We start from the raw sequence: 15,006 nt of genomic DNA on the forward strand, positions 1-15,006 counted from the left end.
AGTCATCTCCATTTTTGATATAGAAACGTGGCGTCATCAATACCATGTTGGTCTAGATTGATCGTACGGATCCCTTTATCTACACCAAATTTTGTATGAATCAGCTTTGTCAAAGTATTGCCGGGGGGAAATTCAATCGTCAGATCCATTCCTAATTCTTTTGCCAAGTCCATCATTTGGTTCCATTGCACAGGGAAAGCTAGGTTTTCCAACAAATCTTTACGAATCTCTTCTGCGTCCTGAGTGGCTCTTCCATCCGTATTTTTTATATACAAACATCTAGCATCAGATAGATGGACAGACTGCATATACGGCTTGAATTTCTTGACTGTATCATTCATCAAGAGACAATGAGATGGCACAGGAACTTTCAGCAGCTTCGCTGTTTGCGCTTGGCGCCGTTTGGCTTCTGCCAACGTAACGGATAAACCTTCGATACTCCCAGATAGCGTATGTTGCATCGGACAATTTTCATTTGACAGATAGACTGGGTGGTCAGGATCAAACGTTTTTGCTACAATTTTCTCTGCTTCGCTTCTCGTCACACCTACTACTACGCCCATTGCATAACCGCTTGGATAAGCTTCTTTCATTAAGACTGCGCGGTGATAGACTAGTTCCGCTGCATTCTCAAATGTCAAAGATCGACAAGCAACAGCTGCACAAAAAGCACCGATTGAATGTCCTGCTGCAATATCAGGCTGAATACCGTTTTTTTCCATTTCATCTAAATAAAATACTGCTTTTGTCAGTAATGCTAGCTGGATAAAAACCGTATCTTGATAGTTTTCTTCTTTATCAACTAACCGATACCCCGTCACATTTTCTAAACGTTCCATGTACATTTCAGGGATATCCGCTAACATCCCTAACTTCTGACTGCCTTGCCCAGGAAATAAGAAACCTGTACTCATGAGCCTCGCCTCCTTAGCACTTACTTTTTCCACTGCTATCTTAGTCAATTTCTGCTATAATAAAAAATGCCAAAAAAAGAAAAAACCATAACAAAAAGGTATGGATGGGATGGATAATTATGAAATTGCTTCATCTACAGTATTTTAAAAAAGTGTTCGAAACAAAAAATGTCACCCAAGCAGCCAAAGAATTATTTATTTCTCAACCTGCCTTGAGCCGTGCGATCAAACATTTGGAAAACGAATTAGGAGTCCCTTTGTTTTACCATAGCGGCAGAAATATTGAGACAACTGTTTATGCAGAAGAATTCTATCCATATGCAGTCAAGACATTAGACACATTAGAAGAAGGAATCAAATTATTGTCTTCGGTCAATGAGAAGATCGTTACTTCCGTCATTTTGTATTTAGAGGTAGCTTCTGTTTCTATTCCGAACTTGGTCCGAATTTTTATGGAAAAGCATCCTGATATCCAATTAACGATCATGCAACATCATTTACCAGATGATATTACCGATCCTGTACTATACATCACTTCGGAGATGAAGCCTGGCATGACCAATATTCCTATCATGAAAGAACCTGTTTATGTAGCCATTCCTAAGAAACATCCTCTTGCGAAAAAAGAACATCTGCAATTAGAAGATATCCAACGCACCCCCATCTTGATGCTGTCAAAGAGCAATGCCTTCCGTCATACACTGGATGCAGCACTTGAAGCGAAAAGTATCGAATTGACGATCAGTTCGACGACAGATGATCCTGCGACATTACGTTCTATTGTCAAGCAAGGCTTAGCCGTTAGCTTTTTCCCAAAAGTTTCTTGGTCTTACGATAAAAATGATCCTTTCGTCTTGCGGGAAATCAAAGATTTGCCCTTGACACGAACAATTTATTTATCTTCTAGCTTCACAGAAGATCATCCTTTGATCAAAATGATTGCAAAAACGATGCGGGAATTTTATTTAGGAAAATAAAAAGAAAAGAGCTGGGACAAAATTCTTGTCGCAGCTCTTTTTTTGAACAAACGGTGTTCCAGAAGTAACTTCTTCAGAAATAAGCCCAAATTCCCCAAAAATTTGAGAAGCAATTTTCGTAAATTCCTTCTTATTTCTTGAAGCTAAACACTTCTGTCACAACCTCTTCTCTATTTTTCCTAGAATTCATTGCGTTGATTTGAAACTTCCATCAATCAAACTTGCTAGTTCATCTAGTTTTTCTATTTTACGTAGATCAACAGAGATCCAATGTTCTTTATTCATGTGATAGGCTGGAAAATACCCCTCTTTTCCTCGCAAAATTCCGCCAAGTTCAGGATCGACCTTCAAATCAAGGATGTCGATGATCATATGGTCACTTGCATCATCATAGATTTTTTCTTCTGGAACAGACATCAGGACCCCAAACCATTTTTTGCTTTTTTGATGTCTGAATACGCAATAATCAGGAAATTTTTTAAAAATATATTCTGGAGACAAATTGTATGTTTCATCGATGTGATCGATTAGTTCTTTTTTCGTTAGCATCTGCTTCCATCTCTTTCTTATTGATTCACTTTATTCAAAGATACCACGTAAGAATAGAAAAATGAATACTGGTTGAAAGATCAGTTGAAACTTGACCACCGTTTATTTTCTCCGTATTCTTAGAATAGAAGGGAGTCTGATTTATGTATTCACTAATGAAAAAAATCATTACCGAAAAAGATATTCGACGTCATGTTTCTTTAGTCGAACAATTGCTGAATCATACAAAGATAACCGTAAATGAATTAGCTGAAATCATAGGGACAACCGAACGAACGATTTTTTCTGACCTTCAATCTATTCGCTCTCAGCTGCCCGAAGGCTGGGACATCTTCAGCGATCAAGCAGGGATCAGTTTGCAAAACCATCAAAATTTATTAACAAATGACCTTTGGGAGATTTTTTTCAAACAATCAGTCAGTGTCGAACTGCTGAAAAATCTGCTTTTTACAAAAAAAGTTGCTGTCCCTGATTTTCTAGCGGATCACGGGCTTTCTTATGGGACATTGAAAAGACATGTGACTAAAATCAATCAGCGTTTAGCAAGTTACGACTTGCAGATCGATTTGACGAAATATACAGCTTGTATTCTTGGAAAAGAGCGTGCGATTCGTACTTTCTATCATCGATTGCTGATTCCTTTCACTCATAACAACTATTTTTTCGAGGATTATTCGATCCATGAATCCCATTATTTTCAATTTTTAAGAAACCTCAGTCAAACTGAACTAGCTGTTGAAACAGAAGAGATTTTCGGAACATGTTGGTTCTTTATCAATACGATCCGTATAAAAGCGAATTGCCGATTAGATTCTTCTATCCATATCAACAGCACACTCTCCTCCCTGTATGACTCTGCATTGAAAAAATTGTATTTAACGGAAGGTATTTATCTTAAAGACACTGAGCTTTCTTTTGCTTCTTTCTGCTTTCTGGAAAGTTGGAATTACAACAATAACTATGGACAAGAAATCGCTCGCTGCCTGCATCATTCTCCATTTTTAGAGGTCCTCGAAACGTTTGTAGAGGAACTAGCTTCAGAGCTGTCTCTTGATCAACTAAAAAAAACATCTCTGACTGATAACTTGGCTCTCCTCGTATTAAAATATCATGAATCGCCGATACTGATTGAACCTTTGGAACGCCAATACCATCGTTTTTTAGAGACGTATGATCAGCAATATGCACACTTGTATCAGCAGAAAGAGAATTTACTGAACGATCTAAAAAAAGAAATGGAAATCAATGAACCAAATTACTTTCTTCAACTCTTGTCTTTACTGATCCAACAAACGATTTTTTCTATCAAACCGAATTTGTTCAATGTCTATTTTATTTTCCAAGGAGAACCTTCATGGAAGGCGTTCTTGCAGCAGGAATTAAAAGATTACTTGGGAAAACGTGTCTGCTTCTTACCTATCGAACTAACCGATCTTTCCACTATTTCTTTTGAAAAAACAGATATCTTGATTTCCAATTTCCCTCTGGATTCTCTAGATATCCCTATTGTATACATTTCTTCTATTCCAACGAAAAATGAGCTCAATCGTTTGACTGAACTCACTTTCAAAACTTTTTTATAGTAACGGCTAGCGACTGAATTCTCTAGCTGTTTTTTCTTTTTTGCGAAACAGTTTATTCATGATCCCTTTTTCTATTTCTACAACTAAGAATAGAAGAATCACATTTGCCCCAATCAATAACTGTTGTGTCATCGTTAAACTTACTGTACCGATCAGCTGCTGGCCGATTGGCAGAAAAATAACCATCCCCTGCAATAAAGCAAGGATACCCAATGAAAGAAAAAGCGATTTGTTTTGCAAAAGACCTTGGTTCAACGACGGCTTGGACAACTCTCTGCAATTGATCATGTAAACAGCTTGAGCTAAGACGATATTTTGCAGAAGAATGGTTTGCTGTAAGCTTTGCCCTTCAAATTGCATAGCCAATAAATAGGCAGGAACCATGATCAGTAGTGCGACATAGATGATCCGAAACAAGTGATAACCTGATAGGATTCCTTGCTTTGGATCTCTTGGTGGACGCTTCATGATTTCTGGATCTGGCGACTCGAACCCTAATGCATAAGATAAAGTGATTGTCGTTACCATATTGACCCATAAAATCTGTACTGGGGACAAAGGTAGCGGCCGATTCAGTATCAGCGCCCAAATCAAGATCAATCCTTGAGCTAACGCAGTTGGTAAGAAGAAATTGATGGTCTTTTGCAAGTTATCCAAAATACGCCGACCTTCTTTTACGGCTTTTGCGATCGTATGGAAATTATCATCTCCTAAAACCATATCAGCTGCCTGTTTGCTTACTTCACTACCTTTGATTCCCATAGCGATTCCTATATCGGCTCTTTTCAAAGCAGGTGCATCATTTACGCCGTCTCCGGTCATTCCGACGATTTCTCCATTTTTCTGCAAAGCTTTCACGATTCGCAGTTTGTGTTCTGGTGTCGTTCGAGCAAAGACATCGACTTTTGGTACTTGTCGAATCAACTCTTCTTCAGACATAAGATCCAAATCGATCCCTTCTAAAACTTTAGCAGTATGTTTTAAGCCAATTTGTTCCGCGATCGCTTTTGCTGTATCTTTGTGATCCCCCGTAATCATTTTCACTGAGATCCCTGCTTGTTGGCATTCCTTTACAGCTTTGACTGCACTTTCTTTTGGCGGATCGATCAACCCAGCAATCCCTGCAAAAGTTAATTGGGTTAAAGACTCATGCGTGAGTTCCTGTTTCGAATCTACTTTTTTGTAAGCAAATCCTAAAACACGCTGACCTTTTTTCGCAAACGCTGTGGCTGTTTGACCCCATGCTTCTTGTTCTGAAGAAGAAAGAGTTGATTTAGCCAATAATACTTCTGGCGCACCTTTGACGTAAATCACCGCTCCTTTTCCCTCCGTATGCATCGTTGCCATATATTTGTATTCAGAGCTGAACGGAATCTTTGCTTCTATTTTTTTCAAAGGCAGATTGGCTGTTTCAGTGTGTCGAATCAGTGCAAGTTCTGTCGGATTGCCACTTAAATTTTCTGTTTTCTGTTCTTCTTTCGTCTTTAACTCCTGACAATTTTTCATAATAGACAGTACGCGAGTTTCTTCCTTTGCTGCTACATCCACAACTGTCATTTCATTTTTTGTCAATGTCCCTGTCTTATCTGAACAGATCACTGTCATAGAACCTAATGTTTCTACAGAAGGCAGTCCTTTGATGATTGCCTTTTCTTTTGCCATTTCATGTACTCCGACAGATAGGATCATGGTCAAAACAGCTGGCAATCCTTCGGGTACCATTGACACTACCAAAGCGATCATAGCTGAAAGAAGGATAGACCAATCCATGCCATAGCGGAATGTTGTAAAAACAACTAAGAACAAGATCAAACAAAGAATGCCTTGAAAAATTTGTTTGTTCAATCGGTTGATCTTTTTGATCAGAGGCGTCGTTTGTTGTTCGACCGATTGCAGTGCTTGATTGATTTTACCGATTTCTGTCGTGTTTCCTGTTTCTACAACGACACCGACTGCAGAACCAGATTGTACAAGTGTTCCTGAAAAAGCCATATTTTTCTGGTCACCGATTGATTCTTCTGCTGCCAAAACGGTATGATTTTTCTCAGATGCTTCTGATTCTCCCGTCAAAATCGATTCTTCCACTAGTAGATCATGTACTTCGATCAACCGAACATCTGCTGGAACAACGTCTCCAGCACGTAAGACAATGACATCTCCTTTTACTAGTTCTTTCGCAGGAATTTTTTCTTGCATCCCGTTCGATAGTACTATCGCTTCTTGACCCATCAGCTGCTTCAAACCATTCAACGATTCTTCTGCTTTTCTTTCTTGCCAATAACTAACGAGTCCGTTGACGATCACTACGAATAAAATAATACTTCCTTCGATGTATTCGCTCGAAGCAAATTTCAAAAAAGAGGCAATGATCAACACGATCATCAGCAGATCAGTAAAGTGCTTTACTATTTTTTTCCATCGTTTTGTCTGCTGTCTTGCTTCTATCTCATTATATCCTTGATCAGTCAGGCGTTTCTGCCGTTCTTCTTGCGACAAGCCTTCTGTTGATGTTTGATAGTTTTTCAATGTATCTTCTACCGTCAATTTATACCAGTTCATCCTATCCCCTCCTACTTAATTGATACTTTTATTATACGTAGGGAGATCTTTCAGGCGTATCGATTATTTCAGAGAAGTCTGAAATAATTCGTTTTGCCGGATATATTTAGTCTTAATTGATATTTCTATCGCTTATTCTTTTATATACAAAACTTAAGAGAACAAACCAGATAACTAATAAAAAAGGAATAAAACGTGTCGTTCTTTCGAATAACAAGCTGAAAGCAATGGCCGCAAAAAATACCAACAAAGCAAGGTCTTTATATCTTGGTATAGTGTTCCGTTTCTTTTCTTTAACAAATTGAATATGTGCACATAAGATCGAAGACCACACAAATAGAAAACAACTCGTTGTCATACCTGCCAAAAGCTGAAAAAACAATCGACTATCAGCGACAAAAAAATGTAGACAAAGGCCTGCAAGAAATAACGTTCCTGTAATCAAAATACCGTGTAAAGGTACGCCTTTCTTAGAAAGCGCACAAAACCAAGGGGGCAGACTTTTTTCTTTTGCTGTTTGATATAAGATCCTGCTAGTACTGTAAACCGCACTATTTGCCGAAGACAAAGAAGCAACCAGAATCATCAGATTGACGATTGCTGCCCCGCTTTGGCAATGGATCATTTGCAACATAGTGACTAAAGGACTTTCTTTTAAATCTAAACAATGCCATGGAACAACGAATAAAATCGACAGAATCGTTCCTACATAGAAAAAGAGGATACGCCAAGGCAGACAGTTGATTGCATTTTTCAAATTCTTTTGTGGGTCACTCGTCTCACCAACTGTTAATCCGATCATTTCAATTCCAGCAAAACTGAATAAAACCATAGGAAATGAAGCAATCATTCCAGCAAAGCCAAATGGGAGTAATTCATTGAGCTGTCCAAAATTTGCTTTGATTCCGATAGACTGGGTATGAAAATATGAGACGCTCAAACCTATACCCAATAAAATAAAAAGAACAATCCCCAAAATCTTGATGATTGAGAAAAAAGATTCCAATTCGCCAAACCATTTGACGGCAACAAGATTGACTGCCATTAAGATCATTAATGCACTACCTCCGCTTATCAAAGCTGGTACATGTACAAACCAGAAATGGATATACAATCCTATTGCTGTCAATTCCGCAAGTCCAGCTCCAAGCCAGCAAAGCCAATAAGTCCAATTGACAAAAAAGGCCCACTTTTCACCCAAATAGTAGTCAATGAAATCACTGATAGAGTTAAATTTACTATTTGCTAAAAACAAATCACCCATAGCCCGCATCAAGCCATAAATAGCCACACCGCATATCAAATAGACGAGAATAACAACTGGTCCTGCCAGTGCAATTGCCTTTGCTGAACCTAAGAATAATCCTGTTCCAATTGCGCCACCTAGTGCGATTAACTGGATATTTCGATTAGTTAGAGTCCGTTTCATTGCCGGTTTTTCCATCAAGTTCACCTTTTTCTTTTTCAAGCAGCATGGCGACTTCCTGTTCCCAAGAAGGTTTCTTTATTTTTTCAATACATAGTGGTACTACAAACAAAATGACACTGATGGCTGTGACTGCAATTAGATTGATCCATGTTCCAGCTTTCATCGTCAGTCCGACAGAAAAGCCGATTGCCGCAAATAAAACAATAACGACCGCCCAGACGCCAAGATTGCTTTTGTTCTCTTTTTTTCCAATTCTGAATGGACGGTTCAACTTTGCATGTGTATAACGTAATCTCAAAACCGAGATCCCCATAATGACATAGACGATACAATAGATTACAGTAGTTGAATTAACCAGCATCAAAAATGCTTGATTGACGCCAGGAATCAGCAAATAAAAAAGCGCAAAGATTGAGATAATGACAGATTGAGTCAAAATAACGGATTTGGATACGTCAAATTGATTTGTCTTCCAAAAATTGAATTTTGGTGGATACGCACCTTTTCTAGCACTTTCTGTCACTGTCTTTGCAGGTCCTGATGCCCAAGCAGATAATTGGACGGCCACACCGATGAAGACAAGCAAACTAAACAGATTCACAATAAGATGCGGCAAACCGAGAATTTGGCAATAAATCGAAATAGATTGTGCGATATTATTCAATTCCATTTGACCTTTTGGTACGACATTTGCTACAACCAAAGCATTCAAAATATTGACGAAAAATATAAAAATCAGCGCGGCAAATACCCCACGAATGTACGTTTTCACTGGGTTCTTCAATCGAGTGATATACACGGAGGACATTTCGATGCCAGTAAAAATAAACATGATCGGCGCAAAATAAACAAATGAGGATGCAGTCGTACTATCTGGTATTACTTTGTCCCATGAAAAATTGCCTAATGTTCCGGTTGGTACGATTCCAACTTTGATCCACGCAGCAAGCCCTAATAAGAGCATCATCGTCAAAGGCACATATAGACCTAACCAAACACCGATTTTTCCTCCGATTTTTGCCATGTCGAATGTTAAATTCAAAAAAGTGATGATCCAATAAACCACTAAAATAACAACTAATGTAAATTTGCTGTTCAGCCCAAGCGGCACATTATCGATAATATTACCAAACAACGGAGCGAGTGCTGAAGCAACCATCACCATCCCTGGAAACATTTGGACCCATAACAGCCAGGAGACAACGAATCCCCATTTTTTTCCTAGAGCATTCGATACCCAAAGTTCTGGACCACCTTTTTGAGGAAACATTCCGGCAAATTCACCAGAGATCAATGAGATCGGAAAGGCATATAACAATACGGCAACCAGCATGTAAAAAATCATCGTCCAGCTCGTTGCTGCCACATCTGGAATATTTCGTACACTTGCTACAAGGGCACAGGTCATCCCGATAAAGGTCATGGTCGTGATTTGTTTTGATGAACCAGCATCTTTCATCTTTATTCCTTCTTTCTTTCAATAGCGACATGTTTTTCGTTTTCTTTTATTTTTGTTCAAGAACAAAAGTGACAAGGCTTCATCGATTCAGTACAAAACCCAGTATCACCGAAACATCCATTGAACGAACTTAGTGAACTGGGTTTGATACGTGAAACGAACGAACCAACTATAGAAAGATTTATAAAAAAGAATGTCTTGCTGAGGAATATATGAAAAACAGGGGGAAATACAACTGTTTTGATGAGGCAAATAATTGTCTGTTCTCCATATGTCTCTTGCTATTCTTTCACACAAAAATCAGTTCTATTTGATGATTTCGTTTAGTTTCTTTTCCATTGCTTTCGCGATTTCTTTTGTATAAAAATTGAAAATTCGATCATCATTCAAATAAGGAGTCATGATAGCCGCACGTAGCAGAGTGATTTGCTGTTCTTTTTGCCATTCTTCTTTCGATAGACCCATTCTTTCAATAAAACGGATCGGAGAATCACCGTAATCTTCTTGTGTAAATGTCGTATGAGAAGTAATAAACCGTTCACCATAAACATCGCCATCCATATAAGAAGACCGATCGAACATTTTTTCATTTAATTCATTGATAGCGTTCAAATCTGCACAATCTTGTACTTTAAATACCCAATTGACCATATTAAAATCAGGATGATTCAGTGGATAGACTTCGATCGTTTTTCCTTTTACAGTAAAGTGTAATTGTTCTAAAAATTCTCTGAATCTTTGAGCTGCTTCGATTGATGCACCAATCAACTGACCATATCCGGTCACATTCAATGGCAATACACGATGAGCTGTCCAGACTGCAGCAGCCGTCGCTCCTGCTTTTGAGCCTTCTAAAATATAAGCACCTAGCATATCTGGTGCTTCGACTGATTTTTCAAACACATATGGTGCAAAATAAGAAATGATATTTCTCATATTTTTATGTTTGATCACGATTCCTCCAGCAGCATAAGGGACATAGCCCATCTTATGCGGATCAATCGTGACAGAATCCGCTTCTGAAATAGCTCTGAATCCTTCATATACCTCTTTGTCGATCGTTACGTAATGGTGGAATACATGATGCTCTTCAAAGAATTCAGCTAAGGAAGCATATGGCACAAATTCTCCTGCTTCGTTTAAAAACAGTGAACGCGCGTACCCGCCATATGCAGCGTCAACATGTAAATAGAAATAGATACCTTCATCTTTTAACTTTTCTCTTAACTGGATGATTTTATCTACACTGTCTACTTGTCCTTCTTCTGTTGTTCCTACGACAGCAACCACACCTAGAATCGGGATTTTTTGATCAGCTAATTCACGAATTGTTTTTTCCAAAGCGTTGATATCCATTCGATAATCCTCTTGAACTGGGATAGCAACCATCTGATCTAAGCCCACTCCGCAAATATCTAACGCCTTCATCCAAGAATAGTGTTTTGTTTGAGGAACCAGCCATTTCCCTAATCTTTGGATATTCTTTCCGCTACGAGAAGAAGCTGCTTTGACCTTATCCATCTCTGCATCCGTAAAGCTTTCGGTCATTTCCAAAATTTCTTCAACAGACAGATTCAAAAGAGCCCACTCAGACATGTTTTTCACTTTTTCAGGCAGAACTTCTTTGACAGCTAAAGGAATTGATTTGATGCAACGGGCGTACCATAATCCTTCAAGGTTAGCAATAGAACCATCTGCTGTAATATGTCCCCATCCGTCTGCCATGTTGAATAGTGAGGCAAAATCCTGTCCTACTTCTGCTTCCATCTGCGAAGTTGCCATAGAAGATTCTAGTGCAACGTTATTGGGATTCCATAGCATCGCATAATTGTAAGCTAATAAAGCAGGCATCAGTGTTTCAGCGTTCATTTGTCCCCAGTAACGGCCTGCTGAATGCCAGGGGATCGATCCTGCGCGTAATCGCTGACTGACTTCATCCAAGACTTCTATCATATGGTCGCGGGTGGCTAGATAATCTGAAGTTAGCTTATCTCCTTCGCTAATTGCAGGCATATCTGAAGGAATATAATTTTCTCTCCAGCCAAGATGTTCATCTACCATCTTGTTCAACAACATTTTGTAAACTGGTCCATTTTCAGCTTTGTCGCCTATAAAGACGGCCTTGATATCCATATCTTTCATGTTTCTTCCCTCCATATTTCGTTGGTCAATGTCTCGCAGATACATGTGCTTATCTGTAACACCTCTTCACTATAGCGCCAAAAATGAGAAAATTTTTTTTATAACATCAAATTCACGTAGAATATTTCAAACAAAAATAAATAAAGTCGGATTTTTCTGATAATTGAACGTGGAAAAACGAACAATTTTTTAATAAATCAGACTTCTAAAATGGATAGTCTAAAAAAAACGAACAAATAACTTAAATGACCATCATTCATTCATCAACTGTATTTGCATTCCTTTTGCTTGTTAGAAATTCACAATCTATTTTCTAATGAAAATATTTATTTTTCAATTTTTATAACATAAAAATCTTTTATTAACGGAATTTACGGGCTTTTTCAGAAATTAATTGATGATTTCCAAAAGAAAACATGTCATAATATTTTCCATATTGTGCAAAAAAATACAAGATGGAGGCTTTACTATGATTGAAGAATATATTGAGAAGAATATTTTGAGACAGCTGTTTTTATGTGGACAATTCTATGTAAATAAAGAAGTCAATCTAGAAAAGCTCTCCAATCTTCTACATGTTTGCAAAACCACTTTACTCAATGATATCAATAACATAAAAAAAGAATTTGAAGAACAAATTGTTTATACACATCGGGAAAAGGATTGTTACACTTTATATTTTTCAGAACATATACCTCGATGTAAGATCATGCAGCAATTGACCCAAAATTCGTTGTTTTTAAAAACTTGCCTGCTTTATTTGGAAGAAGATGAACCTGATTATCTCCAATTAACTGAGTGTGAATTCATCTCTGTCAGCAAAGCTTACTCCTTAAAAAAACAAGTATTGGCTTATTTTCATGATTGTGGGATCGAAATCGACCGCTACTCCCCTCGATTTACTGAAATGGAAAGACGTCTGTTGCTTCTTAATGTGGCTTATCGTTTAGGCAGCTTTAAGTCCTGGGAGCTACCTGAATCGTTTTTTGACCGTGCGGATCGTTTCATTGAATCTGTAACGGAAAATAGCGGTAGATTTTATGATAAAGAAAATAAAGAAATCTTATCGATTGGTTTTGCTATTAGTTTCTTACGCCAACAGTTGGGTACTGTGACAATAGATCCAACATTTATCGAAGAAATCAAAAAACGTCCTATTTACAATTATGTCGAGTCAGCATGGGAAACCACTGATTTCCAAACCTATTATAAAAAAGAAGAATTTGCCTTTATTTTGACACTGTTCAATCTTTGTAATTATGGTTTCCATTCTTATCAGTTGATTGCGGAAGATTTTCAACAGCTACACCAAGTGTTTATTGACAACACTCCCGAAATAAAAGAACTAGTTGCTACCTTTGAAACTCATTTCCGTCAAGAATTATTCGGGAATCAGCCATTTGAACGTGCACTGATTCATCTGATGCGTTCGGCTTGGGATAACTATCAATTATTCATGCCGGAAAAATTTTATCTTCTAAATGAGGAACAGGCAAATTTATATAAAGACGTCCAAACACTTTTTTCCAGTTGGGCCAAACGGCTACCTTATGATCTACGGTTTAATCCTAATTGCATGCGAGCTTTTGTCATCGAATTGAGCGGAATTCTCCGTCTGACAAAAGAACGTCTGACTATCTATATCGTCACAAATTCGGATGTTCATTATCTGATTTATCGGGAAGCCTTGGAAGCTGTAACTACTTTCGATTTTCAAGTTGCACCAACAATCTATGCAAGTATATCTGATATAAAGAAGTATGCACAGCAACCCTCGAACCGAGTGTTATGTGAACGTACATTATATACACCGGATGCAGTCCAATATGAGAATATTATTCCTATTTCAATCAATACGATCGAACGAGCAATCGTTTCAGCTGTGCAAAATAAATAAGAGGCTGTGACAAACATCATGTCACAGCCTCTTATTCTGAATAAACAATATTCCAAAAGTAACTTCTTCGGAAATAAGCCGAAATTTTCATAAATTTCTTCTTATTCCTTGAATCTGCCCACTTCTTAACAACCTCTCGATAAACGGCGGGCTCATAACCTCACTTATTTGGGACGTCTACTGGCCCGATTTCTTTATTTAAAAAATAAGAAATGATCGTTCGGATAACTACCAATGCAGCTAGCTGGAAAATATCCTCCAAAGTAGGTTTGATAATCGATTCGATGATCCCAGCCGAAACAAGAATTTCTAAACTTAGGAGTATATAACCTCCTAACATCTTTTTAATAGCATTGTTCTCGCTGACTCGGTCGTTTTTCGCTTCTGTATGAACAAATAAGTATTTCAAGAAATCCTTAATCGACAGACAAACTCCCCAAATCAATAAACAGATAGCAAAAATATCAAGTCCCAGTACAAGTTTTTCAAAATATGGAAGAAGAAACTGCATCAACTCTGTCGTCATCCTACCTCTCCTCTTCTTTGTTTCTCTTTGTCTTCTATTTCCTGATTCAAGAAATAAGAAATGACTGTTCGAATGATAATAATAAGTGCAAGCTTCAAAATATCTGTCCAAGTCGGCTTGATAACTGACTCGATGATATCAGCAACGACTAGCACTTCCAAGCTTAACAAAATATAACTTGCTAACAGTTTTCTTGTATCTGCATTACGAGTATTACGTTCTGCATAATTTTTCTTGACATGAGACCAATCAAAAAGTTTGAATAGAACAAGAACGATCCCAGCAACTAATATACCGATAGAACAAATATTTAAAATAGCAATGATCCATTCTAGAAATTCAATCAAATTTGAGTGAAACATATAAGCTACCTACTTTCTTTTAATTTGTTCCTATTCTTTTATTGTAAAAGAAAGAGACCTTGTTCGTCTATTTAAAAGTTGTTTATTGATCACACCTTGCCTAAAATCCTCCTCTTCCCTTTCTCATTATTCACCATCCATACATCATGGGAGTATCCAAAACAACATAGCAAGTTAAAATAAGGTTTAGTCCGTCATCAGCTTTTCAAAGTGGCACTGTCTCGCGCTTTTTTTTTACCCAAATTTCTAAAAATAGAACCATACGTCTCCTCAAATCTTTTCTTCTTTCCTACCCTATTTTTAATTACAGGAAAATCAGACACTTCTTCTTTTTTGTCAAAATTTCCTTTTTCTTCTCACCCTATCATTTGGCATTCTCATAAAAACGAACTATCCTTGGATATAGAAAGAGAAAACAAGGAGGCGTTTTTCATGAGTAAAAAATTAATCAAAGTCGGCATCGGTTTAGGTTTGCTTGCCCTTGGCGCTGCATATCTAGGAAAAAAAACAGGGCTATTCGAAGATGACAGTCATTTATATGATGAATTTGAATCCATCTAGCATCCTATTTCGTTGAATCACTACGGACATACTTGGAAGACATTGGAG

General features: G+C 37.7%; 12 protein-coding genes. 4 read left to right on the plus strand and 8 right to left on the minus strand.

The window, feature by feature from the left end; genetic code table 11:
* Positions 1-2 precede the first annotated feature (2 nt).
* Entirely contained in the window at positions 3-914 is a 912-nt protein-coding gene (locus AB3I00_RS03090; protein ID WP_002342790.1) for an ACP S-malonyltransferase, read from the minus strand.
* A gap of 119 nt (positions 915-1,033) precedes the next feature.
* On the opposite strand from AB3I00_RS03090, the gene AB3I00_RS03095 reads away from it, so the two are divergent.
* Positions 1,034-1,891 (plus strand): LysR family transcriptional regulator, encoded by an 858-nt coding sequence (locus AB3I00_RS03095; RefSeq protein WP_002287551.1) that lies wholly within the window; start codon positions 1,034-1,036, stop codon positions 1,889-1,891.
* A gap of 186 nt (positions 1,892-2,077) precedes the next feature.
* Here the strand turns inward: AB3I00_RS03095 and AB3I00_RS03100 are convergent, their stop codons facing one another.
* Positions 2,078-2,440, minus strand: a complete 363-nt coding sequence (locus tag AB3I00_RS03100) for an MmcQ/YjbR family DNA-binding protein (RefSeq protein WP_104764232.1) — start codon at positions 2,438-2,440, stop codon at positions 2,078-2,080.
* A gap of 143 nt (positions 2,441-2,583) precedes the next feature.
* On the opposite strand from AB3I00_RS03100, the gene AB3I00_RS03105 reads away from it, so the two are divergent.
* Positions 2,584-4,023: a helix-turn-helix domain-containing protein gene (locus tag AB3I00_RS03105; RefSeq protein WP_024635385.1), complete on the plus strand. Its 1,440-nt coding sequence runs from the start codon at positions 2,584-2,586 to the stop codon at positions 4,021-4,023.
* Between the two features lie 6 nt (positions 4,024-4,029).
* Here the strand turns inward: AB3I00_RS03105 and AB3I00_RS03110 are convergent, their stop codons facing one another.
* From AB3I00_RS03110 to tdc, 4 genes are all read right to left on the minus strand, one after another.
* Positions 4,030-6,582 carry an HAD-IC family P-type ATPase gene (locus AB3I00_RS03110; protein ID WP_368024758.1) on the minus strand — a complete coding sequence of 851 codons (2,553 nt, stop codon included), beginning with the start codon at positions 6,580-6,582 and terminating at the stop codon, positions 4,030-4,032.
* A gap of 112 nt (positions 6,583-6,694) precedes the next feature.
* Positions 6,695-8,026 (minus strand): amino acid permease, encoded by a 1,332-nt coding sequence (locus AB3I00_RS03115; protein ID WP_368024759.1) that lies wholly within the window; start codon positions 8,024-8,026, stop codon positions 6,695-6,697.
* Positions 7,992-9,470: an amino acid permease gene (locus tag AB3I00_RS03120; RefSeq protein ID WP_086286257.1), complete on the minus strand. Its 1,479-nt coding sequence runs from the start codon at positions 9,468-9,470 to the stop codon at positions 7,992-7,994. The genes AB3I00_RS03115 and AB3I00_RS03120 overlap by 35 nt, the downstream gene beginning before the upstream one ends.
* A gap of 306 nt (positions 9,471-9,776) precedes the next feature.
* Positions 9,777-11,612 carry a tyrosine decarboxylase gene (gene tdc / locus AB3I00_RS03125; RefSeq protein WP_368024760.1) on the minus strand — a complete coding sequence of 612 codons (1,836 nt, stop codon included), beginning with the start codon at positions 11,610-11,612 and terminating at the stop codon, positions 9,777-9,779.
* A gap of 469 nt (positions 11,613-12,081) precedes the next feature.
* On the opposite strand from tdc, the gene AB3I00_RS03130 reads away from it, so the two are divergent.
* Positions 12,082-13,509: a helix-turn-helix domain-containing protein gene (locus AB3I00_RS03130; RefSeq protein ID WP_368024761.1), complete on the plus strand. Its 1,428-nt coding sequence runs from the start codon at positions 12,082-12,084 to the stop codon at positions 13,507-13,509.
* 160 nt (positions 13,510-13,669) lie between these two features.
* On the opposite strand, the gene AB3I00_RS03135 is transcribed toward AB3I00_RS03130, so the two are convergent.
* Complete coding sequence (locus AB3I00_RS03135; protein WP_111231695.1) at positions 13,670-14,035, minus strand: DUF1622 domain-containing protein; 366 nt, start codon at positions 14,033-14,035, stop codon at positions 13,670-13,672.
* A complete protein-coding gene (locus tag AB3I00_RS03140; protein ID WP_086311221.1) occupies positions 14,032-14,397 on the minus strand; it encodes a DUF1622 domain-containing protein in 366 nt (121 codons plus the stop codon). Before AB3I00_RS03140 ends, AB3I00_RS03135 begins: the two co-directional genes overlap by 4 nt.
* A 432-nt stretch (positions 14,398-14,829) precedes the next feature.
* On the opposite strand from AB3I00_RS03140, the gene AB3I00_RS03145 reads away from it, so the two are divergent.
* On the plus strand, positions 14,830-14,958 hold the full coding sequence (locus AB3I00_RS03145; protein ID WP_002287569.1) for a hypothetical protein: 129 nt from the start codon (positions 14,830-14,832) through the stop codon (positions 14,956-14,958).
* Positions 14,959-15,006: the final 48 nt, after the last annotated feature.

The organism is Enterococcus sp. C76 (genome assembly GCF_040886985.1).
Classification (GTDB): domain Bacteria; phylum Bacillota; class Bacilli; order Lactobacillales; family Enterococcaceae; genus Enterococcus_B; species Enterococcus_B lactis.

Excerpts from the sequence above, each read along its gene's own strand:
- AB3I00_RS03090 (WP_002342790.1), bottom strand. The coding sequence starts at position 914 with ATGAGTACAGGTTTCTTATTTCCTGGGCAAGGCAGTCAGAAGTTAGGG.
- AB3I00_RS03095 (WP_002287551.1), top strand. The coding sequence starts at position 1,034 with ATGAAATTGCTTCATCTACAGTATTTTAAAAAAGTGTTCGAAACAAAA.
- AB3I00_RS03100 (WP_104764232.1), bottom strand. The coding sequence starts at position 2,440 with ATGCTAACGAAAAAAGAACTAATCGATCACATCGATGAAACATACAAT.
- AB3I00_RS03105 (WP_024635385.1), top strand. The coding sequence starts at position 2,584 with ATGTATTCACTAATGAAAAAAATCATTACCGAAAAAGATATTCGACGT.
- AB3I00_RS03110 (WP_368024758.1), bottom strand. The coding sequence starts at position 6,582 with ATGAACTGGTATAAATTGACGGTAGAAGATACATTGAAAAACTATCAA.
- AB3I00_RS03115 (WP_368024759.1), bottom strand. The coding sequence starts at position 8,026 with ATGGAAAAACCGGCAATGAAACGGACTCTAACTAATCGAAATATCCAG.
- AB3I00_RS03120 (WP_086286257.1), bottom strand. The coding sequence starts at position 9,470 with ATGAAAGATGCTGGTTCATCAAAACAAATCACGACCATGACCTTTATC.
- tdc (WP_368024760.1), bottom strand. The coding sequence starts at position 11,612 with ATGAAAGATATGGATATCAAGGCCGTCTTTATAGGCGACAAAGCTGAA.
- AB3I00_RS03130 (WP_368024761.1), top strand. The coding sequence starts at position 12,082 with ATGATTGAAGAATATATTGAGAAGAATATTTTGAGACAGCTGTTTTTA.
- AB3I00_RS03135 (WP_111231695.1), bottom strand. The coding sequence starts at position 14,035 with ATGACGACAGAGTTGATGCAGTTTCTTCTTCCATATTTTGAAAAACTT.
- AB3I00_RS03140 (WP_086311221.1), bottom strand. The coding sequence starts at position 14,397 with ATGTTTCACTCAAATTTGATTGAATTTCTAGAATGGATCATTGCTATT.
- AB3I00_RS03145 (WP_002287569.1), top strand. The coding sequence starts at position 14,830 with ATGAGTAAAAAATTAATCAAAGTCGGCATCGGTTTAGGTTTGCTTGCC.